Raw genomic sequence first — 22,908 nt, 5'->3', positions numbered from 1 at the left:
CGATGAAAATACTATTTATTTTCTGTTAAATACGAAAGTTTTTTGAAAAATCTAAAAAACACAGGGACAAGAAAAAATCCTTGCCCCTGCTTTTCTATATGCGGCAGACTTAGAGATTTTACACAAAATTCACATTTTTAAAGAAAAATTAAGCAATATTAAGTAAAATAAAGTATATTTAAGGAGCGCGTGTGCTTAAAATCGGAGAACTGAAAATAACGCCGCAGATCTTGTCGGCTATAGCGGAAATAGATGAATTTAAGGGGAAATGGGAGAATATACAAAACTTTTCTCCTGAAAAATTATTGGCGTTAAAAAAAATATCGACAATTGAGTCAATCGGCTCAAGCAACCGTATAGAGGAAAACAAATTAACGGACAAAGAAATCGAAAAACTTCTTTCATGTATAAAAACAAAATCGTTTGATTCGAGAGACGAAGAAGAAGTGGGCGGCTATGCGGAACTTTTAGACGCGATTTTTGAAAACTACGAAATTATTCCTTTGTCGGAAAATTATATAAAACAATTGCATAAAATTTTGTTGCAATATACTCAAAAAGATGAAAAGCACAGAGGCGAATACAAAAAAATGTCGAATTCTATAGTAGCATTTGATTCCGACGGCAAAGAAATCGGCGTTATTTTTGAAACAACTTCGCCTTTTGATACTCCAAAACAAATGGACGATTTGCTTGAATGGACTAAAAAAAATCTTGACGATAATTTTTATCACCCGCTTATAGTAATAGGAATTTTTGTTGTAGTTTTTTTGGCGATACACCCTTTTCAAGATGGAAACGGTCGTTTGTCAAGAGCAATTACGACTTTACTTTTACAGCAAAAGGGATATGCGTATATTCCGTATAGTTCGGTGGAATCGATCGTTGAGAGAAACAAAGAAGGATATTATCGCGCTTTAAGAAAAACGCAAAGCACAATCAGCACTTTAACGCCTAATTTCGAACCTTGGATTTCATTCTTTTTAGCGACACTTTTGAAACAAAAAAGGCATTTGGAAGTTAAAATAAGCAAAATAAAACAAACAAAAAATCTCGGAAAAGAAGAAAGAAAACCTGCCGTATCACTTACCAAGCAAAAAATACTTTCATTGTTTGAGCGGCAAAATTGCCTGACTTCTTCGGAAATTGCGGATTCGCTGAATTTGAACTTGGAAACCGCTAAAAAAGCAGTAAAAACTTTGTTGCTAAAAAATTATATTATTAAAAACGGCTCCACAAAAGGCGCTTGGTACAGTAAGGCAGAAACTTAATCACGGCGAAAAAGGGCAAATCTTCTTCCGCTGATACCTGTTGCTTCGGCGATAATTGTGCTTTTGGCTAAATTTAAAAATCTGACCCCAAACCTACTTCTTTGTATCGGTCAAAAAACTGCAAAACTCGTCCAAAGAGCGTTGCAGTACTTCTTTGGGGATAAGTTGCCGCTCGTATTCGGCAATCATTGTCGGGCTTAAACTGCGGCTCATCGCATATTCGACAACGCTTCGGTCGGCTTCTCTGCAAAGCAAAATGCCAATGCTTGGATTTTCGTTGCTTCGACGAACATCGCGGTCGAGGGCTTCGAGATAAAATTCCAACTGCCCTGTATGTTCGGGCTTAAACTTGCCTGTTTTCAGTTCAACTGCCACCAAACATTGTAATCCTCTGTGATAAAATACCAAATCAACTTTGAACGTAGAATTTCCGACTTGTAGAGGCAACTCGGTCGCGTAATGCAAAAAATCTTTTCCTAATTCAAGAACAAAATCTTTCAAATTAGCCAAAATGCTTTTTCGCAAACGTTTTTCGGAGTATTTTTGTGGCAACCCGAGAAAATCGACAAAAATTGTGTCTTTCAACATTGGCACGGATTGAGGATAAATTTCTTTTAATCCTTTGGAAATGTTGTGTTTTGTTCCCATTAAAGAGGCAAAAGTGTGGTTTTTTATACAACGCCGCAATTCCATTTTATTCAATTTTTCCTTATAGGAATACAATATGTAAAAAATACGCTCTTCAATGGTTTTGCAAGCATTGAGTATTTCAAAATGATTAGTTATAGTTGTTAAACCTAAGAATTCAGGCATTGATTCTTCCAATTGTCTCGCCGGCGGCGAGATAATTGTTAAAGTGTTTTCTAATTGTCTCGCCGACGGCTGGACAAATCTGTCAAGCTTTAGATTTTCTTTGTATTCGGCAAATTGCGCGGAAGAATATGCCTCGTAAAAACTAACCATATTGTATATACTTGGACGACTATATCCTCTCAAAGTCGGGTCTTGCGCGCGCAGATACTCCGAAAGTTGCATAACGGTTTTGCTTCCCCACGCGGAATTTTTAAGGCGCGCCGAAACAAAAGCGCCGACACTCCACGCTGTAAACAGAATTTCGCTATTAACGGCTTGCAACGCTCGCAAACGGTGTTGCGAAATAATCCCGAGCACCTGCTGAAATTCTTGTGCTTCCATATTGTTTGTATTGTTCGTTTCCATAAGATGAAAATACTATTTATTTCCTGTTAAATACGAAGTTTTTTGAAAAATCTAAAAAAACACAGGGACAAGAAAAAATCCTTGCCCCTGTGTTTCTATATGCAAATTGAATTATACCTGCTCCCCCCAATCCTCGACGAATAGGTAAATCTTCTTCCGCACGGAATAGGCAACAAAAAAAAGGGGTATTCTGCCGAAAATTCTTATTTTCGCCAAAAAATCACGAATTACCACTTGTCGTTTCTCTGTAATTTACATAATATAGTAATTACCGCCTGTATAAGCTAACAAGATGGGCAGAATCCCCCCCCAAAAATTACTTTTACAGGTGCTTGTCCTTCGTAAGAACATAGCATCCGGCAACCACTAATTTTACTTTAAAACGAAACGCAGAGACATAATCTCTACATCATCGTGATTTCTTGGCAGGGAAGAAAATACTATTTGGCGCAGGAAAAATGAGGAAGTTTTTTGTAGTTATTGGATATTAAAGATTATACCATTTAAATATAATTAAAAAAAATTGAAAAAAACTATGTTTTAATTGATAAAAAAAAGCGCTTTTAACGCATTTTTTTCTCTGTTAAATCAAATATTTAGATTTTTTTTCGTTTTCTATTGTTGCAATAACATATTTTCCCTGTGCCAAAAAATCACGAGTAGAGTTTATCTCTGCTTGATCTTAGATGTAATACTAGTAATGAACGCCTTTTAAACGAGGTTTCGGAACAAGTAATAACTTTTTTACTATTTGCGATGCGATAGCGTATTCGTGATTTTTTGTCGAAAATATGAATTTCGGCAGAACAACCTCTTTTTTTTGTTGTTTTTCCCGTAAAACTTAACTTTTAATCTCTAATATGGGAGGATTTTTTATGAGACGTTTTATTAAAATGTTGGCGGCGATATGGATTATCGCGTTAAGTATGACGAATTTTGTCGGTTGCTCGGACGACAAAAATGATGATTATGACCGTGATAGCGGATGCAATAATCACGGAAGACGGGACTCGCTTTCAGGGCAATTACTAATATTGCAGGCGTATGGCTCTTCGGGAGACGCGGCGGGTGCAAGCCATTCTTTTGTTGAAATTTACAACAACTCCGATTCACCGATAAACTTGAGCGGGATTACCTTGTTTCACGCGGACGGTATAAGAGGTTTGCCTGCAAGAGAAGCAGGGGTGGATGATAATTGGAGAGCAATCCCTTTGAGCGGAACAATTCCCGCAAAAACATCGTTCTTAATTTTAGGAGCAAGAGAAAACACAACAGGTCGCCTGTCAATAAATGATAATTCGGGCGATATTAACGACCCGAATTTCAGTTTGAGCAATCGGGCGTTTAAGGTCGCTCTTATCCGAGGCACAACTCCATTAACCGTGCAAAATCCGTTTACTATGGACGGCAACGGAAGCCAGATTGCCGTCGGTTTCATTGATTTGCTCGGAACAGCAAACAATATTGACCACGCAACAAATCCCGACAACATATTCGGATACAAAGGAACGCCAACGCGAAACTCCGCTTCGGAAGCCGTTCGCCGCATAACCCTCGACGGAACGGACAATAATGCCGCCGACTTTGAAAGCATTCGCTACGCTCACGGCGGAGTTGACGATGACGAATTAGAACATTTCCGTCCCAAAAATCGAGAATTCGGGGCGTGGAATCCATTAACAGGCGGACTTATCGGATATAGGGGCAGAGCAGAGGGAACTCTGCCTGTTATCTTTATTGACGCTTACGGCGCAGAAATCCACGGTAGCGCCACGGGAATTTGGACAAATATGACTTTTTCTTTGAACGACCCCAATAATCCGCAAAATAATATTGCCACTATCAGAAACCAAGAAATCAGAGGGCGCGGAAACACCACTTGGGGATATCCAAAACAGCCATTTCGGATAAGATTCAGAAACGACACGTCTATGTTCGGGCTTGCCGCACGTCGAAACTGGATATTGCTTGCGGAATTTCAAGACCCGACGTTTTTAACTAACGCGGCAACACTTTATCTCGGTCGCGAAGTTTTTAACCTGCCTTACACCAACACTCATAAACACGTTCATTTGTATTTGGATGGAGAATATTGGGGAGTTTACTTACTAACGGAACACAGACAAGCCGACCCCAACGGTATCGGCGCTCCGGGACGAGCAAATGTCGATTTTAATAACGGCGGTTGGTTTGTGCAATTAGATGTCGGCACAGATGAGCCGTGGTTTAAAACCGATAATTTCAACTTACCGGTGAATATTTCAGCGCCGTCGTTCAGCGATAATATTGACGACCCGCGCTATCGCTTCATAATAGACGACTGGGCTGAATTCACCGATTTACTTGCCTGTCAAACGTTTCCCGAAAACGGCTGGCGCGATTTGGTAGATATAAATAGTTTGGTAGATTTTATTATGGTAAACGAAATTGTTCAGAACTTTGAGCCGAATCATCCCAAAAGCACATTTTTTTATAGAAGAAGCAGAAATGATAAAATAAGCGCAGGTATGCTATGGGATTTTGATTGGGGATTTGGTTATGTAGAGGGTGGGGGGCACATATATTTTGCAGGACATCGTTATATTTATTTTCATCAACACTCAGCAAACGCTTTTTGGGGACGTTTTTTTGAAGATCCTGTTTTTGTAGCAAGATACAGAGCGCGTTTTACTGAAAAACTTACCGAAATACTTGCCGTCAGCGATTTTATAAAATCGCAAGGACTTGCAATCAGAGCAGGCGTTAAAGAAGATTCCAAAAGATGGATAATGGAATGCGGAAGCGGTTATTGGGAAGGATATGACCCAGACCACGCCCGACAAGTAGAACTTATGGCTGATTGGTGGATAAGGAGGGTAAATTATCTGAATGCACGAATTTAATATAGCTGTTTAATTTTATTGGCTTTACTTAACTTGCTGACCAGTCTAAAAAACACAGGAACAAGAAAAAATCCTTGTCCCTGCTTTTCTATATGCGGCAGACGAGAAAAATATGCTCTCGCCTTGGTGGTGGAGGCTTTCACCTCATTTCTGTCGGTAGGTCGAAAGGAACTCTTTCAGCCTACCGATAGCGTCTTCAAGAACGGGAACTTCGGGCAAAAATACCAACCTGAAATGGTCGGGGGCTATCCAGTTGAAACCTGTGCCGTTTACCAAAAGTACCTTTTTTTCCGTTAAAAAATCCATAACAAATTGCTTGTCGCTTGTTATGTTAAATTTTTTTGTATCAATTTTCGGGAACAAATACAACGCGCCTTTCGCCTTTACGCACGAAATTCCGTCTATTTCGTTCAAAAGTTTTGTTGCGACCGTGTTTTGTTCGTAAAGCCTGCCGCCGGGAACTATAAAATTATCCATTTGATAGTCCGCTTCCAAAGCCGCTTTGCAGGCAAACTGCGCGGGAACGTTAGAACAAAGCCGCATCGAAAGCAAAGTCGTAAGCCCGTCCAAATAGTCGCCCAATTCGCTTTTGTCGCCGCAAACCGCAAGCCAACCGCCGCGAAATCCGCAAGCCAAATGCGTTTTTGAAATCCCGTTAAAAATAAAGCAAGGGTGATCCCCCGCAAATTCGGCAATGCTGTGATGAATTTCGCCGTCATACAAAATTCTGTCGTAAATTTCGTCGGAAAAAATAAGCAATTCGTATTTTCTTGCAATTCCGACAATTTCTCTCAGCACTTTTTCGCTGTAATTTGCACCCGTCGGATTGTTCGGATTTATTATTACAATCGCCCGCGTTTTGGACGTTATTCTCGCCTCAATGTCCGAAACGTCGGGGTTCCAATCGTCTTCTTCGTTGCAGATGTAATGCACTGCCTTTGCTCGCTGTAAATTTACCGCCGCCGTCCAAAGCGGGTAATCGGGCGCGGGCAAAAGCACCTCGTCGCCGCTGTTTAGGAGCGCCTGCATACAGGCAGTTATAAGCTCGCTCGCGCCGTTTCCGATATAAACGTCGTTGCTTGTAAGGTTTTTCGCGCCTCTTTTTATGTGATATTCGGCAATTGTCGCGCGAACTTCTTCCACGCCTTTTGAATGCGAATACGATTGCCCGCCTTCCAAGCCAAGCAAATTGTCTTTCATCGCGTTAAGTAGCGTTTTGTCCGCGTTAAATCCGAAAACTCCGGGGTTTCCGATATTCAGTTTCAGGACTTTATGTCCCTGCGATTCCAATTCGTAAGCCCTGTCCAAAACCGGACCGCGTATTGCGTAGCTTACTCCCGCCATTCTGTCCGAACGAGGTATTATCATAATCTATTTTCCTTGTTTTTTCAACTTATTAAAGGCAAAAATAATATTTGGGCGCTTGTCGTGCGGGCGTTTTTATGTTTTTTCTGCGGTTTTCACAACACTTTTCTCATACAAACGGCATTTTCTGCGCCAAGCACACCGTCTTGGGTGTTTTTGTAGTAATTTTTACGCGTAAGATATTTCTCAAAACCTAAATTTGAATATAAATTTATCGCCGCATTATTGCTTTCACGAACTTCCAAAAACACCTTTTTCGCCCCGTTTTTAAGCGCAAAATCAAGAATTTCGCCAATAATTTTCTTCGCCATTCCGCGATTTCTATGTTCGGGAACAGTCGCCAAATCGTAAATTTCCCATTCGTCCAAAATCGGTTTAACCGAACAAAAACAGGCAACATTCTGCTTTTCGTCGAATTCAACAAAAAACAAAACCCCGCTTTCTGCAAGCGATTTAACGGAATTAACATCCGATTTTTCAAACAACACCTCCCGCTGAATTCGAGCGATTTGCTCGGCTGTTTTGTCGGGAATGGTTTGGGTGAATTTTTCCATTTTTTGCTCCTCTTTACGAAATCATCGTCATTGTTGTTTCAACAAACTCCCAAGCGCCGCTATTGAACCGCCAATTTGTCCGAAACCAATTCGCCGCTCTTGCACCGCGATATTTCATACCGTCAATAATTATTTCATTTTCCCTTTCGGTAATTTTATTTATTGTCAAAAAAACTCCGTTGGGAATACGCATACCGTCAAACAAATTTTCCGCTCTCAAACCGTCTAAATTAGTGTTTTTAACAGGCGCGTGTTTTAATTCTATCCACGCAACAATTGCTTTTTTATCATTATCGTCGGCAAACTCTAATGTGGATAAATCAACGGCAATAAAATCAACATTTTCGTTCAAAGCAGGGTCTTGCTCTAAATAACTGTTAAGCGTAATTTGATAGATTTTTGCCCATTTTGTCAGATTTTCGGCTGTATTATTTGGATTTTCAGCAACATTCTCATTAACGGGTCGGGGACATCCGACAAAAAAAATTGCCGCAACAAAACAAAAAGCTGTGCGCCAGATGTTGCGGTAGGCAATTTTTGCAAGTGTCGCCGTGCCGCCGCCCTGTTTTTGTTGCGCTGTGGTTGTCATATTGAAAATTTCTCCTTTTTGAAATTATCTTTTCAGCACGTAATAGGTATATCGTTTGTCGCCGACTTTTTCAATAAGCTTGTCGTTTATCATTTCTTGAAGTATAACCCTTATGCGCGCTTGGCTGAGATTTAAGCGGGCGGAAAAATCGGAAATTCTTGTTTCCGAATGCCTTTTTATATGCGAAAGAATGAAGCGTTTGCTATCGCTTGTCAATCGCTTGTTTTTTGTGTTTTTATCGCTTGTTTCAATCGCTTGTTTTTTAGCGGTAAGTTGTTTGTTTTCAGGTGTATGCGCGGTTTTTATGTCGCTTGTTTTTTGTGTTTCTATCGCTTGTTTTATGTTAGCTGTTGTAGTTGATAAAGGCTGTTGATGGTCGATAATTTCTTCTTTCGGAAATCGTCTGAATGTTGCCTTGAAAAAGCCTGAAAGTTCAAAAATCGGCTCTGCAACTTCCGCGTTTCGCGCGGCATTTTTTATGCGCATAATGCCCGTTCCCATTTGTTCAATATAATTTATGCGAAAAAGCATACTTGCAAGAAGCGAATTGCGGGAAATGCTTATAGTTCCGAAATTTTCGGGAGTAATTCCTTTGCAAACGCCGCCCGGGCTTACAATATCCACTCGGTCGTCAAAAATTTCGACCATAACTCGCGCGCCTTTTTCAAAATAATCTCTGTGGCAAACGGCGTTTACAACGGCTTCACGAAGCGCGTCTTCGGGCAGTTCAAGGATATTTTGGCGTTGCAACGTTTCTATTTTATAACTTATACGAAGATGTTTTTTCAAAAATATTATTGCATCGTCAACATTGCTGACAATATCGCCGTTTAGCTCTTTTGCGTCTAAAATATACGATTTGTCTGTGCCTTTGTAAAGCGCGCAAACAATTCCCGCGTGGCGAAACTTTACGTCTTCGTCGTTAATCCTGAAAAATAGCGCGCCCGCGTTAGTAAAGCACAACTTGCCGCCGACATTGCCTACGCAATCAAGATTTCTGAGGATAGCTTCTTTGTTGAGTACTTCGCTGATTTGGGCAAGTTTGATATACCGCTTATACGCCGCTTCGTTAAACCTTTCCGAAATCGGCAAGTCTTCTCGAATAATTTCATCGTAGCGAATTCGCCCCTCATTCTGAAAAAACTCTATAATGCTGTCGCGCTCCAATTTTTGCGAATTCGGACCTGAGCGCAAATAAAAACCTTTTGAGCAGGAATAAGGCTTGTGCGCACCTTCAGGAACAGTTATCACAATTATGTTGTCGTGAATATCAATGTTTACTTTTAGGCGCGGCTCAATTTGGTTGACAGTGTCCTGAATTCTCGACCGAGCGACATTGCTGACATCTGTGCCGACAACTTGACCGTTATCATTAACGCCAATAAAAATTCGCCCGCCCGAAGCATTTGCGAATGCACAAACTTCGGCGGACAGCGATTTATCTGCGCTTTCTTTGAATTCAATAGTATAACTTTCGCCCTCGCTGAGGATAACGTCAAAATCTTTAATCATTGGGTGAACTTTCTCCTTTTCAAGATAAAATATACATTCTGCCATAAATAAAAAGAGACAAGGTATTGCCTTGTCTCTACAAAAACTACTAAAATCAGGCGTTTTTTGTGGAAAATGTTTTCATTCCACTATATCAAACGCAAAAAGGCAAGGGTTCTCGATATTTTCGTTAATGGGGGAAATATCAACCGATTTAATTCTTAGTTTTACACCTAACGTTGTTTGCAAGTTATCTAAACGTCCTCCAGCACAGCCCTCGTAATATGACATAAACGGCGCTGTAAATTTTCCTTTAAGAACGTGTTTATAGCACTCATTGCAGGCGAAAGAAACTGTTATAGTGTTGTTGTTCTTGTGAGGAAATGTGTGTATTTTAATATAATTTCCCAAATTTTCAGCATATATCCGTCTGAAATTTCGCCGCTTCGGTTAAAACAAATCGCTTCGTGATGGGCTATTCGGTTGCGGAAATCTCTTATTTCATCTAATTCTTTGTAGATAAATTTGCAGTTTATGCCTTTTTCTTTATTGGGGAATATTTTGAGCAAAGTTTTATTACCCTTAGTAAAATGCGGCTTAAAAAACATATCTGTCCAAAAGCCGAAAGTCAATGCCGCAACAAGTTTATCGTGCGAACAAGAATTTGTCCTATTAAGTTTTTTCTTTTGTTTAGCAATACTATCTTTGTAGTACTCTTCAAAAAAATCACCATTTGCTTGATTTAAAATCCAGTCGTCATCTTCAAAATGATTTTTGTAATGTTCGTTAATTGCATTTCTTAGAGCAACTTCAAACAAATTAAGTATGCCGTAAAAATTTTTAGACATTTCGATATTTAACATATACAGTTCAAGCGCTTTTTGCTCATTTCCGCGGCAAGATTGCTTGTATTTGGTTAATCGAGGTTTTGAAAAGTGTTTTTCATAGTCGTTGTAATTCATTAAATTTCTCCTTTTTTCGGGGAAAATAATATTTTTTTTGCATAAAAATGGTAAAAACCTTGCATTAGTTGTGAGAATTATAGTATATTTATAGAGAGGTGCCTGTTTGTCCCTGTCGAAAGACATACTTTCAGGTGGTGGTCGGGGAGGTCTTAGGCACCTCCCCATTTTATTTTCCGCCGCTTTCACCTCATAATTTTTATACAAAAAAGGAAGTGTGTTTTCATACACTTCCTTAAAAAACGAGCAATTACACAGATTTGCCCTAGGTTAATTTACCGCTTCACATTAATCCTCTGCCTCAATACCGAAACGCCGTCTTCTTGTTTAACATTGAGAATAAACACGCTTAAACCCTTTTTAAGAATTTCACTTTATTGTCGTCGATAAAAAAGAAAACGCCCCGCCAATTTAAGCGGAGCGCGTTCTTTTTAATTGTTGAAAGGTTGTGTTATCTGTTTACGCCAATTCTCGACGAATAGGTAAATCTTCGACCGCCGGCACTTGTTGCTTCGACCACAATCAAATATGTGCCGTTGGCGACAAATCTGCCTGATTGGTTTTGCAAATTCCAGATTACCGTGCAATTAGGAAACGCAAGGCATTGCGTCTCTACATTATGGACGATGTTGCCTGCGGCATCGAAAATTACAATTTTTGCGTCTGCAACATCTTCGTTATCGGGAAGAACGATGTGCAATTCTGCGGATTCCGATACAGGATTTGTAAACAAAATGCCGTGATTGCGCTCGTTTGACCGACGATTGGATGTTATATTTACCGGTGGGCAATTGCAGTTTTCTATCGGTCTGTCGCAACGGTCGCAATATTCTAATTTGTCTATCGGCAAGGTTTCGACGTGAGTAGCATCTAATTTACAAACTCTTCTTAATTGTCCCTCTTCGGTGCGTGTCGGAAGTTTTATCAGCGACCAATTTCCCCAATCGTGATTTGTCGAAATTGCGGGTATGCTTTGTCTGCTTGTTTCTTCGCAATCCGTTCTCGAACAACGACCCGTTAATTCGCCGGCGGCTTTGCAAGTCGGTTGTGTGGTTATTGTCCAATTTGTAAACAAGTGGTCTAATTTCGGCAGCGGTGCACTTTCTACGTGAGTATTATTACGAGAACACACTCGTCTTTTGCTGCCCTCTGCTGCGCAAGTCGCCGCTGTTGTAGTTGTCCACTCGCCCCAAGCGTGCGCGTTGTGATCAATCGCAATCGTTTCTCTTATGTAGTGCCCGCAAGCTCGTGTGCAGGTTTTTGTTCTACTACCCTCTGTTGCGCAAGTTGCTGCAATTACAGTCCAATCGGCAGGCATTGAGCAACCCAACGCTGCAATTGCTTCAATTTCTTCGCCGGCACTGTTGCAACGCTGACAAGTTCTTGCTCTTTTTCTGCTGCCGTCTGCTGCACAAGTCGCCGCAACATCGCCTACCCAATCGCCCGGATTACCCCAAACGCGTAAGTGCGGGAAGCCGTCGTTGGTGTTTGCTGCAATTCCCCAAATGTTCTCGGTATCCCAAGTGTTGAAAGTCGCCGGTGTTTTTAGTTGCTCTGCTGTTCTGAATCCGGAATTTGTAGTGCTTGAGCCGGACCAAGCAACAAATTGGCTCGCCGTGCCTTGAAGAGCGTAAGAATTGGTGATTGTGCCGGAATTTTGTACTGCAAATCCGCCAATTCCTCCCCACGAAGCACTGACTGTTGCGAGAGAATAAGAATTGCTGATTATTCCGTTGTTCACGCTCACAAAACCGCCAATCCATTCGTTTCCGCTTACATTTCCTTTAATATAGCTGTTTTGAATGGTTCCAAAATTTTCTCCTGCCAATCCGCCGACATACCACCCCCAACCGGTAATATTAACTTCAACACCAAGGTTTTTTACAGTTGCTTTCTGTCCGATAGTACCAAAGAATCCCCGCTGCTCACCATTATTGCTAATCTCAAGCCCGCTGACAATTCTGCCGTTACCGTCAAATATGCCGCTAAAAGAACTAGCACTATTTGAATTCCCGATAGAAATCCACTGACCGCCTTCAAGTTCTATGTCGTTTGCAAGGACAATAGTCTGCCCCTCAAAATCTCTTACTCCGCTATTGACAACTGCCGCCAAATTTCTTAAATGTGTTTCGGTGCTTACCGTTATGTTATCTGCGTTCCACATTGTTGCAGGGATAATGCGAGTTTCAGGAGATGTGCCGCATATTCTCTGACAAAGCCTTGTTTCTTGTCCGTTCGTTTCTGCACCTGCAGGGATAACTTGTGCCCAAGCACTCCAATCGTGTCCTGCGGGAATTACTTCTGTTTGTACGATTTGTTCCGAGCAAGTTCTGCAAGTCATTGTTCTTGTTCTGCTTCCGGAGCTGTGGCAAGTGCCGGCTGTTGTGATATTCCAAGTCCCCCAATCGTTCCAGTTATGCTCGCCCGACGGACGCAAACGCGGGAAACCGTCATTTTCGCCTGCACTGATTTGCCAGATACAAACAAAACTCCAATTTGTGTAGGTGGTTTGCGTTTTCATTTGCGCGGCTGTTCTAAGTTCGGTATTTCCTGTAATTGTGCCGTTGTTATGTCCGACAAGTGCAGAGGATGCGCCTTCCAAAGCAAATGAGTTTATAATAGTTCCGTTGTTTTGTCCTGCCAAACCGCCGATTTCCCAACTTCCCGAAACATTTCCGACAGCGTAAGAATTTCTAATAGTGCCGAAATTCTGTCCGACCAATCCGCCGACACTCTGACCGCCGTTTACGTTTACAGAAGAATACGAATTCTCAATTGTGCCGTTGTTATTCCCTACTAATCCGCCGGCATTATTACTCCAAGTGGTTATTGTTCCGGATGTATGGCTATTTCTAATTGTGCCGCTGTTTTGTCCCGCTAAGCCGCCAATATTATCACCCCAATTTTGCATTGTAATATTCACATCAACGCCAAGATTTTTCACCACTCCTTTTTGACCGATACTACCGAAAAACCCTCGATTGCTGTTCCAAACTTGGATAAAAACACCGCTGATAACATTGTTGTTGCCGTCGAATATTCCGTTAAAAGGACGGCTTGAGTTTCCGATAGGTGTCCACGGATTTGCCGAACTGCCGTTAAGATTGATGTTGTTGTCGAGAATAATCGTTTGCCCTTCAAAATTTCTTGTGTCAGAATTCACCAAAGACGCCATCACTCTCAACTGCTCTTCGGTGGTAATTGTAATTTCTGTAGCCGCCCAATCTGTTCCGGTGTTATCATCTATAACACTAAACATTGAAGCGCTTACGGCAGAAGTTCCTGAAACTTGCTGCTCACTGTTTCCTCCGCGAGGACCACGGGGACCAAACCGCGTTGTCTGCCCCCAAACCATACCGACGATAACCAATATCGCCGCCAAAAATTTAAGACTTGTAAATTTGCCCATAAGGCAACCCTCCCTGTATTAAAAAAGTAATTAAACTCAAGCCAAAAACAACGAAAAGGCTGCCCTGCCAGTAAATTCATTGTTTTACTTACTAACAGCGAATGCTCTAATTGATTTTATTAACACAGATAAGAGGTAAGGCAGAACAACCTCATAGGTGTTCTACCTCTCTACTGCGCCGAAAACAACAAAAGAGCAAACAAAATCGGGAACAAAATCCCAAATTTGCCGTTAGTAAGTAAGGGAAAAATAATATTTGGCAGTGATGGAAAGGGGGGAGATGTTCTTTATTTTGTGTTTTTGATTGAAGAGTTTGTGAAAAAAGATTGCCTCAACTTGAATTTTACCGCTATTGCAACTGCTTCCAAGCGATTTCAAAAGCGCCGTCTAAGCCGTGTTCTCTGAAATTGCTTAAAAATGTGTCGCCGAACGCGTTAATTTGACGTTGGGCTTCTTCGCGCATTTGATGAATATCCGCGCTACTCATATTTGCGGCGCTTTCGCCTTCCAAATTCTTTCTTGCTAATTGAGCGGCAAGCATTTGATTGTTCAGCAAATGCCTGAAAGCCGCTTCCGAAGACTGAATATGCTGATTGGAATTGCCGAATTCCTCGCGCACTGCCGCAAAAGCGTTTGTCATTTGTTGCAGGCGGTCAAATAAAGTTGCAGACTGCGATTGAAGTGTAATCGGTCTGTCGGGATTAAGATGAAATTCGGGAGTGCCGACGTGTTCGCGCGCTTCAAGATTATTCGGCACAAAATCAAGTTGGGGAGTGTAGCCGCGCTCAATCAATCCTATTCTTGTGATTTCGGGCGGTATATGCGAAAGCATTTTGCTCAGATGTTCCAATTCCCGTATTGTGGATTGAGCCACGCCCGGAACGCCTTTTGAAGTATCGAGCAATTCTGCGGATCTAAATGCGCTGTCGCCGTTGCCGCCGCTTTCTTTCCAAATACCAAGAGGCGTTATAATCGCACGAAAACTTGTGTTGCCTTGTTCCACCAAAACGGAGCGCATATTAAGATTGCTGTTCAGCAGTACGTTTCTTAAATCCGAACTCATACTCCCGACGGCGTTTCGCGCCTCCGCGCTGAGTTCTATAACGTCCGATTGCGCAGTCGCGGCGTTGCTCGGTTGATACTGCGGCAATGATTTTTCGGTCGCAAAATCTTTTGTGCCGTTTGCGTACGCCCAATTATACGCCGCAAAATGTGAATTAACCGCCGAATTGTTGTTTACATTCCCCGCCACAAAAACCTCCGTGTTAATGTATCGATACAGTTCCCTCTATTGTGCAGTATCGGCAGATTTGTTGAAAACTTGAGGGGGTAAAAAAAGAAGTATCAAGAAAAGAGACGAGATTTTTTCTCGTCTCTGCTATTGCTGGGTTAAAATTGTCTGTTCAAGTCAATCATTAGTCAATAGTAAAATAAGATAACCACCATCGTCCGTTGCTAACTTCTCCTAAGGATACTGTTATGGTGCTGGCAATATCGCCGACGCGTTCTTCTTTTTGGTTAATAATATTCCAACCCTTTTTGAGATTGAGGGTAAAATCATTGGTTGTGATAGTAGCTATTCCGTAATCATAGCCGTCAAATGTTTTGCCTTTGCCTGTTATATTAACGTTTCTGTCAACGTATATATATAACTCAAACTGAACAGTTCCGCCATTTGCTGTTTCTACATCATGCGCTCTCAAAAATTCCACTGCATGTATGTTGCCTCCTACACTAAGCCATAAATCCGCCATCATTGCTTCATCGTTGCTGACAACAATATTGTCATACTCATCTTCTGCCCCTTCAAGCCATTCAAGAATACTTATTAATTGCGAGGTGTTAGGCGTGCCGATAGTGAAATTTAATTGTCCGTTGTTAATATTTCCACTGCCACCTATACCGTCGGGTCGTCCATAAACAACGCGGCTTCCTGTATATTTCACAAGATCTGTCGCCCATACCTGTCCGCTTAATCTCAATTCTGTAAGCCCTGAAAAATCTCCGCCGCCGTTGCCGCCTTTATCGCCATTGCCATTATCCGAACATCCCGCCCAGAACGCCATACCAACCACTACTGCCAAAATCCCAAATAACCGTTTTGTTTGCATTCCCATAATGCAACCCTCCTAATAAAATTGTGAAAAGTTTAAGCAGAAACAACATAAGGCTGTTCTGCCCATATTAAAAATATTTACCACAATTACTGAATATGTTCACCACCTTTGTTCTAGCACACTAAAACCGACAGATGACAGAACAGCCTGAGGGACTGTTTTGCCGGTTTAGCGACAAACAAAACGTAAATCAAAGAACAGTGAAAAGCGGAAATAAATCCGACAATTCAGTAATAGTGGTATCGGGAAAATACGTTATGCTGACAGTGAAGCAGGAAAAATCTTTGGTTTGGGGGAGAAATTTGTTGTTTTTACATTTCAATAAACAATTATTGTTCATAAAAAAATAGCCAGTAATCGCGCGGCGTCAATATTTTAGTGTTTTTGTATTTGGGGAAGGTAAAGTCGTTTGTATTTCCAGTGATAATGAAATCGGCATTGCTTTCATCGGCGAGTTCTACTATTTTGTTGTCGTCTTTGTCCGAAATTATATTCAATTACTATTTTTCTCGGAAAATTATTTTGTATTAAGGCGGACACAAATACATTTGTATCAATTATAACTTTTTGCATTTTTTCTTACTGCCCTGACTTCGTTTGAAATTTCGTCCATTGTCATATTTGAAAGTCCGCATTCTTTGGCATAATATAAACTTTCGTCAAGCAGGCGCTTGGCTATTTTTACTTCTACTATCTCTAAAAGGTCGGTAAAGTTCATTTGAGTTCTGCTGAAACCAAATGCACCATATTCCGTGTCCGAAATCTTTACGTTTAATGTTTGCATTACAATCTCCTTTTTTACAGAAAATAACATTTGCGCAAACAAACCGACGACAAACTTCCAAAACTTTCGGCTTTTTTCTGTTTTGGAAAGTTCGCCAAATTTTCGCTCTTATCCATTATCATCTCTCTTCAACACCGCCAAAAACGCTTTCTGCGGGATTTCTACGCTGCCGATTTGCTTCATTCGTTTTTTGCCCTCTTTTTGCTTTTCGAGGAGTTTGCGTTTTCGGGAAATATCGCCGCCGTAGCATTTTGCGGTTACGTCTTTTCGATACGCTTTTACCGTGCTTCGAGCGATAATTTTGCTTCCGATTGCCGCCTGAATTGCTATTACAAACTGCTGTCTCGGAATTAAATCTTTTAGTTTATCGGTAATAAAACTGCCGTAATGATAGGCTTTGTCTTTGTGAATTATGCACGAAAACGCGTCCACCAATTCGCCGTTTATCAAAATATCCAGTTTGACCATAGCCGATTTTTGATACTCCGACACTTCGTAATCCATAGAAGCATAGCCCGAACTGCAACTTTTGAGACGGTCGAAAAAATCCACAATCAACTCTTGCATCGGGATTTTATAATGAAGCGTAACCCTTGTCGTATCAAGGTATTCCATCGTTTCCATTATGCCGCGTTTTTCGTCGCAGAGCTTCATAATTGCGCCTGTGTAAGTCGTCGGAGTGATTATCTGCACTTTGGCAATCGGCTCTTCAATGTATTCTATTTCGCCGACGGGAGGCAAGTCGCCGGGGCGCTCGATTTCTATAATATCGCCGTTTGATTTCGCTATTTTATACACAACGTTTGGAATTGTCGTAATAATTTCCACGCCAAACTCTCGCGAAAGCCGCTCCTGCGTGATTTCCATATGCAAAAGCCCCAAAAATCCCGTGCGGAAACCAAAGCCCAAAACTTCCGACGATTCGGGAATAAAATTCAGCGAAGAATCGTTGAGCGCAAGTTTTTCCAAAGCGGCGCGCAAAACGTCGTAATCGCCCTTTTCAATAGGATACAAACCCGAAAACACCATCGGTTTTACCACTTTATAGCCGGGAATTGCCGTCGGCGCAGGATTATTCGCAAGCGTAATTGTGTCGCCGATATGAATGTCCGCAAGAGTTTTCAGCGAGGCGATAATGTAGCCGACCTGCCCTGTTTCGAGCTCTTTTGTCGGCACTCTTTTAATCCCGAAAACACCTAATTCTGTGATTTCGTAAATCTGTTCGGTTTTCATAAATTTAATTTTGTCGCCCAACTTTATGCTTCCCTCAAAAACGCGAACGTACGCGATTGCGCCCCTATAACTGTCAAAAACCGAGTCGAAAACCAGCGCTTTTGTGTATGGCTCGTTTTTAGTTCGCGGGACGGGAACTTCTTCGATAACTTTTTCCAGTATTTCCTTAACGCCCATACCGCTTTTTGCGGAACAAGTCAGGATTTCGGAAGGGTCAACGCCGAGCAAATCCGAAATTTGTTGCCCGACCGCCTCGGGATTTGCCGCGGGTAAGTCGATTTTGTTCATAACGGGAATAATTGTCAGGTCGTTTTCCATAGCCAAATAAATGTTCGACAGGGTCTGCGCCTCAATTCCCTGCGAGGCGTCCACGACCAAAATCGCGCCTTCGCAAGCGGCGAGCGAGCGCGAAACTTCGTATGTAAAGTCCACGTGCCCGGGCGTGTCAATAAGATTTATGGTGTATTCTTTGCCGTCTTTGGCAAGAAATTTCATCTGGATAGGATGCGCTTTAATCGTAATTCCGCGCTCTTTTTCCAAGTCCATATCGTCGAGCAACTGATTTTGCATATCACGCTCGGCAATCGTGTTTGTGAGCTGAATAAACCTGTCCGCAAGCGTACTTTTCCCGTGGTCGATGTGAGCGATTATCGAAAAATTTCTAATTAACATATATGTTCTCCAAGTTTTTTCCCTTTTGGGGGACTTTTTTGCAGGGAAAATACGTTATGCCGCAAATAAAAATCTTAAAAAAAACTAATCAACAAAATGTTCCCCAAACAAATTCCTAAAATAGTTGTTTATCAAGATTTCGGCGTTTTTTACGGCGCTCTTTTTCGCCAATTTCGGCAAAAAATCGTATTTTGAAACCGATTTTTCCACAAAACAATCTTTTATTTTCAGAAATTCTTCGTTATTTATGAAAACGTCGCTGTTGCCGAAATAATACGGCAGGTTTTTTATATACTCCTTAAAAACATCGACGTAGCAATAATACGCAAAGTTTTCTTTGGCTACGCGCAAGGAATTTGCGCTTTCTTTTTTCAAAAAAGTCCGCGTTCTTTTTAAGGCGTTTATATCGCGCATTGTGTAAAAGTGTGCAACAGCATTATCTTTGCCGACCGTGCTTGAATTCGGATATTTCGACAAATAATTTCCTATAAAATCGAAATCGTTTATCGCAAATTTTTTGCCGTCTTGGGTTTTGAATTTATATTTTTGCATATACGAATAGTCCATACCGACCGAATTTCTCTCGTAAAATGCAATAATTATCGGAAATTGCGTCGTTTTTGAAGTTTGCGGAAACTCCCCGCTCGAAACAATTACGCCGTCTTTCAGAACATAATTTTTCGTAAAAGCCTTTAGCGCGTTAAAATTTGCTTCTTTAATCAAATAAGATAACGGATGCAAAACGCAAATAAAATCCGCTCGCAATTTATTATACGAAAGCAAAAACGACAAGCCCAAGTCGCGCGTTTTAAGGTCGTCGTCAATTTCGGTTTTGTCGCATTTTATTGTATTTCTTATTTGCGAAGTTCTGTCGTTATACGGCGGATTGCCTATGATAACAAATTTCGAGTTTTCGTTTAAGCCGTATCGCTCTCTGCTGACATTTTTGAGACCGTTTTGCTCTAAAAACTTAGTTTTCTCATTTTGTTTTTGCGCAAAACTCAGCGCTTCGCCGTCGATGTCGGCGCCTATTGCATTTTCGCCTCGCAAAAAACCGCCGTAGCCGCAACTTGTGTCCAAAATCTTGTAATCAGAGAAATTTGCGACATTTTTTTGCACGAGATTATACGCAATATCGACCAAACCCGGCGGCGTGTAAAAACTGCCGAGATTGACCGAAGCTTTAAAATCAAGGTGTTTTACCTCGTGCAAATTCATATCGTAATTTGTAATTCGTAATTGCTTAGCTTACTCAAACGAAACGATTTTTATTTTGTATTTTCCCGCGGGGGCGACAACTTCTACAATATCGCCGCCTTTTTTGCCTAAAAGCGACTGCCCTAAGGGAGATACCACCGAAATTAAGCCGTTCGACGGATTTGCTTCGTCCGCGCCGACAAGCGTGTATTCGTCCTTTTCGTCTTCGTCGTCGATTTCGCAACAGACGACTTTTGAGCCGAAACGGATTTCGTTGCTGCTTCCTTCAACTTCAATGATTTTCGCTTTGGAAATCTGGTCCTGAAGATAACGGATTTTGTCCTGAATTTGCCCTTGTCTTTCGCGCGCGGAATGATACTCCGCATTTTCTTTGAGGTCGCCGTGAGAACGCGCTTCCGCCACTTTTTCGATTATTGCGGGAAGTTCGATTTTTGTATATTTTTCAAGTTCTTTCACGAGATTATCAAATCCGTTTTTAGTCATTGGAACACGAGTCATAGTCTTAGTATCCTTTTTAAATGTTTAAGTTTTTATTTCTGCTTGTCGTCTCTTTTGTCGCGAACATACTTGTTCAACACGGAATTTAATTGACGAGTATCAATCGGCTTGGAGATAAAATCATCAAAACCGTTCGCTAAAAATTCTTCAGCCTGACCTATCAAGGCGTTTGCCGTAAGAGCCACTATCGGTTTTTTGTAGCCAAATTCCCGTATAATTTTTACCGTCTCAATTCCGTCCATATCGGGCATCATGTGATCCATAAATATAATGTCGTATTCTTTGCCCGCTTTTATTTTGGATATTGCGCCTTCTCCGCTCATAACCGTGTCTATCGTTAATCCGTATGGCACCATTAAACCTTCCGCAACCAGCAAATTCGACTCTACGTCATCAACAATTAAGACGTTTCCGTAAGGCATATATTCGCGCACAATATTCAGATTTTTCAGTCGGGAAGGCTCTTTTATACGGAATGTTTGCAAATTCTGCACAACATCCTTACCCAAAACATCCGAGCAATTTGTTGTTTCCTGAGGCAGGCGCACCGTAAATGTCGTTCCCTCAAACGGCTCGCTTTCCACCGTAATTTCGCCGTTCATCATTTTTACCAGACGCCACGTAATGTTCATACCCAAACCCGTTCCCTGAATGCTTCGGTTCGCCTCTAAATTGTAGCGGGAATATTCCGTAGAAAACACCTTGTTTTTCTGCTCTTTGGTCATACCCTGTCCTGTGTCTATTACTTGGAAAACAAGCGTTTTCATATATTTCTTTTTGTCGCTGCATTCTTCAACGTGAACTTTAAGTTTTATGCTTCCTTTTTTGGTGTATTTATAGGCGTTCGACAAAAGATTGTTCAAAATTTGCTTAATACGCAGTTCGTCGCCAAAAAATTCCGCGGGAATGTTTTCGTCCACGTAAAGTTCAAATTCCACGGATTTACTGCCTTGCATCATATTCAAATGCACCGTGTCGTTTATTAAACTTGCAACCTCGTATTTGCTTAAATTCAGTTCCATTTTGTCCGCTTCAATTCTCGACAAATCCAAAATATCGTTAATTATGGCGACCAGCAAATCGCCCGAATTGTAAATTTGAGTGAGCACTTCCTGCGTTTTGGGCGGAAGTTTTTTATCCTGCAAATGAATTTCAGCCATACCCAAAATAGCGTTCATAGGCGTGCGAATTTCGTGGCTCATCATCGCCAAAAACTTACTTTTTGTTTTGTTGGCAATAATCGCCTGCTCTTTTGCCTCAACCAACTCCGTAATATCTATAGAAGTTTGAAGGTGCACCATTTTACCGTTGTACAGCTCTATTAAACAGTCGGTATTCTGATACGTGCGACCCGTAAGTTCGCTTTTTTCTTCCCATCTTACAATGGTGTTCGGGTCTTCTTTAAGTTTATGGCAAGGACACCAATCGCATATTTTATAAACGTCTTTCATAAACACCGAGTAGCACTTTTTCCCGACGACGTCGCCCGTTAAATTGTAGTTCTTTTTCATTATGTCGTTTACAAAAATCAACTCTCCGGTATCAAGGTCGTTAACGTATATCATAGCGCTTACTCCGTTAAGAATATGCCCTAAAACCTGTTCCATTTTTTGGGAATATTCCGCTTCTTTAATTCTGGCGATATATCTGCCCGAAGCGCGCATTAAGGCTACGCTCAGCAATATGGTAAGCAAAAGATTTATAATAATAATAGCCGCCAGCGTGCTCATCATACTGTTGAAATATTCGACGACAGGCACAAATATTCCCAAATGCCAACCGTTGTTCATACGCTGGGAAAATACAAATATTTCCTCTCCCCTGTAATTTTGCGTTCTGAATTCAAAAATTTCGTCATTACCCCAAAAAAGCGCAAAATCGGAGTTAATACTATCGACCGCCGTCCCCAAAAAATTAGGATTAGGATGAGCCAATAAATTCTTATTTTTATCCGTTAAAACACCGTACCCGCTTTTGGCGTCCGCAAAACGTAAATTTATTACATACTCCCCTATTCTTTCAAGTTCCGCAGATACCACCACTACGCCCAAGGAATTGCCTTTATCGTCAAAAATTTGGCGAACGTAAGATATAACGGGCGTTTTCGTTGTATATTCAAGATAAGGGGTAGTCGCAACAGTATTTCCGCCCGCTATAATCGCCGCCTCGTACCACGGGCGCAACCTCGGATTATAGCCCTCGGTCGGAACCCATCCCGTTCCGTCAAGATACGCGCCGTTAAACGGTCCGGCGAATACGTCAAAAACCCCGTAAACGCCTTCAAATCCCGATACTCTCGCTTCATTCAGAGACAAAAACTCCGTCATTTCGGTCATATATTGCAAAATATCATCGGCGTCCGCTCCAAGTTTTATCATACTGCGAATAGTCTGCGAAATACTCTGAAGAGTGGTTTCCACCTCCATTAAATCGGTTTCGATTTTCGCCGCGGTAAGCGACAACGCGCTTTGCGCTTTCTCGTTCAAATTACTGTGGACGATAGTTATAACAAACAAACAACCGCTTGCGCTCATCAAGAAAAAAGCTATCCACACCAAGAGCAACTGCGTTTTTATAGGACGCGCCGAAACTTTCGCTCTGTTAAGTAAATCAGCAAAGGACATTTTCACCTCTCTCAATTAAAT

General features: G+C 41.4%; 17 protein-coding genes. 2 read left to right on the top strand and 15 right to left on the bottom strand.

Annotation, left to right across the window (positions count from 1 at the left end):
* The first annotated feature begins 191 nt into the window (after positions 1-191).
* Positions 192-1,271, top strand: a complete 1,080-nt coding sequence (locus tag FWE23_03640) for a Fic family protein (GenBank protein MCL2844530.1) — start codon at positions 192-194, stop codon at positions 1,269-1,271.
* A 93-nt stretch (positions 1,272-1,364) separates the two neighbouring features.
* On the opposite strand, the gene FWE23_03635 is transcribed toward FWE23_03640, so the two are convergent.
* Positions 1,365-2,489: a PDDEXK nuclease domain-containing protein gene (locus FWE23_03635; GenBank protein MCL2844529.1), complete on the bottom strand. Its 1,125-nt coding sequence runs from the start codon at positions 2,487-2,489 to the stop codon at positions 1,365-1,367.
* Between the two features lie 875 nt (positions 2,490-3,364).
* Here FWE23_03635 and FWE23_03630 point away from each other — a divergent pair.
* Entirely contained in the window at positions 3,365-5,371 is a 2,007-nt protein-coding gene (locus FWE23_03630; protein MCL2844528.1) for a CotH kinase family protein, read from the top strand.
* Positions 5,372-5,515: 144 nt separating this feature from the next.
* On the opposite strand, the gene FWE23_03625 is transcribed toward FWE23_03630, so the two are convergent.
* The 14 genes from FWE23_03625 to FWE23_03560 all read right to left on the bottom strand — a co-directional run bounded on the left by FWE23_03625 (position 5,516) and on the right by FWE23_03560 (position 22,887).
* Positions 5,516-6,742, bottom strand: a complete 1,227-nt coding sequence (locus tag FWE23_03625; protein MCL2844527.1) for a pyridoxal phosphate-dependent aminotransferase — start codon at positions 6,740-6,742, stop codon at positions 5,516-5,518.
* Positions 6,743-6,831: 89 nt separating this feature from the next.
* Complete coding sequence (locus FWE23_03620) at positions 6,832-7,290, bottom strand: GNAT family N-acetyltransferase (protein ID MCL2844526.1); 459 nt, start codon at positions 7,288-7,290, stop codon at positions 6,832-6,834.
* Between the two features lie 13 nt (positions 7,291-7,303).
* Positions 7,304-7,879, bottom strand: a complete 576-nt coding sequence (locus FWE23_03615; GenBank protein MCL2844525.1) for a hypothetical protein — start codon at positions 7,877-7,879, stop codon at positions 7,304-7,306.
* A gap of 24 nt (positions 7,880-7,903) precedes the next feature.
* On the bottom strand, positions 7,904-9,391 hold the full coding sequence (locus FWE23_03610) for a putative DNA binding domain-containing protein (GenBank protein MCL2844524.1): 1,488 nt from the start codon (positions 9,389-9,391) through the stop codon (positions 7,904-7,906).
* A gap of 335 nt (positions 9,392-9,726) precedes the next feature.
* Positions 9,727-10,332, bottom strand: a complete 606-nt coding sequence (locus FWE23_03605) for an Abi family protein (protein ID MCL2844523.1) — start codon at positions 10,330-10,332, stop codon at positions 9,727-9,729.
* Positions 10,333-10,783: 451 nt separating this feature from the next.
* On the bottom strand, positions 10,784-13,741 hold the full coding sequence (locus FWE23_03600; GenBank protein ID MCL2844522.1) for a hypothetical protein: 2,958 nt from the start codon (positions 13,739-13,741) through the stop codon (positions 10,784-10,786).
* Between the two features lie 349 nt (positions 13,742-14,090).
* A complete protein-coding gene (locus FWE23_03595; protein MCL2844521.1) occupies positions 14,091-14,993 on the bottom strand; it encodes a hypothetical protein in 903 nt (300 codons plus the stop codon).
* Between the two features lie 163 nt (positions 14,994-15,156).
* Complete coding sequence (locus FWE23_03590; GenBank protein MCL2844520.1) at positions 15,157-15,858, bottom strand: hypothetical protein; 702 nt, start codon at positions 15,856-15,858, stop codon at positions 15,157-15,159.
* 329 nt (positions 15,859-16,187) lie between these two features.
* Positions 16,188-16,355, bottom strand: coding sequence for a hypothetical protein (locus FWE23_03585; protein ID MCL2844519.1), 168 nt, complete (start codon positions 16,353-16,355; stop codon positions 16,188-16,190).
* A 56-nt stretch (positions 16,356-16,411) separates the two neighbouring features.
* Positions 16,412-16,642 (bottom strand): hypothetical protein, encoded by a 231-nt coding sequence (locus FWE23_03580; protein ID MCL2844518.1) that lies wholly within the window; start codon positions 16,640-16,642, stop codon positions 16,412-16,414.
* 108 nt (positions 16,643-16,750) lie between these two features.
* Complete coding sequence (lepA, locus tag FWE23_03575; GenBank protein ID MCL2844517.1) at positions 16,751-18,547, bottom strand: translation elongation factor 4; 1,797 nt, start codon at positions 18,545-18,547, stop codon at positions 16,751-16,753.
* Positions 18,548-18,631: 84 nt separating this feature from the next.
* Complete coding sequence (locus tag FWE23_03570; protein MCL2844516.1) at positions 18,632-19,765, bottom strand: class I SAM-dependent methyltransferase; 1,134 nt, start codon at positions 19,763-19,765, stop codon at positions 18,632-18,634.
* Between the two features lie 30 nt (positions 19,766-19,795).
* The gene (gene greA, locus FWE23_03565; GenBank protein ID MCL2844515.1) at positions 19,796-20,263 is read right to left on the bottom strand and encodes a transcription elongation factor GreA; all 468 of its coding nucleotides are present in this window, start codon (positions 20,261-20,263) and stop codon (positions 19,796-19,798) included.
* Positions 20,264-20,295: 32 nt separating this feature from the next.
* Positions 20,296-22,887 carry an ATP-binding protein gene (locus tag FWE23_03560; GenBank protein MCL2844514.1) on the bottom strand — a complete coding sequence of 864 codons (2,592 nt, stop codon included), beginning with the start codon at positions 22,885-22,887 and terminating at the stop codon, positions 20,296-20,298.
* Positions 22,888-22,908 lie beyond the last annotated feature (21 nt).

The sequence above is a fragment of the Chitinivibrionia bacterium genome (assembly GCA_009779925.1).
Classification (GTDB): domain Bacteria; phylum Fibrobacterota; class Chitinivibrionia; order Chitinivibrionales; family Chitinivibrionaceae; genus WRFX01.
Note: the sequence above shows the minus strand (reverse complement) of the source record. Positions and strands in the feature narration are given on the sequence as shown.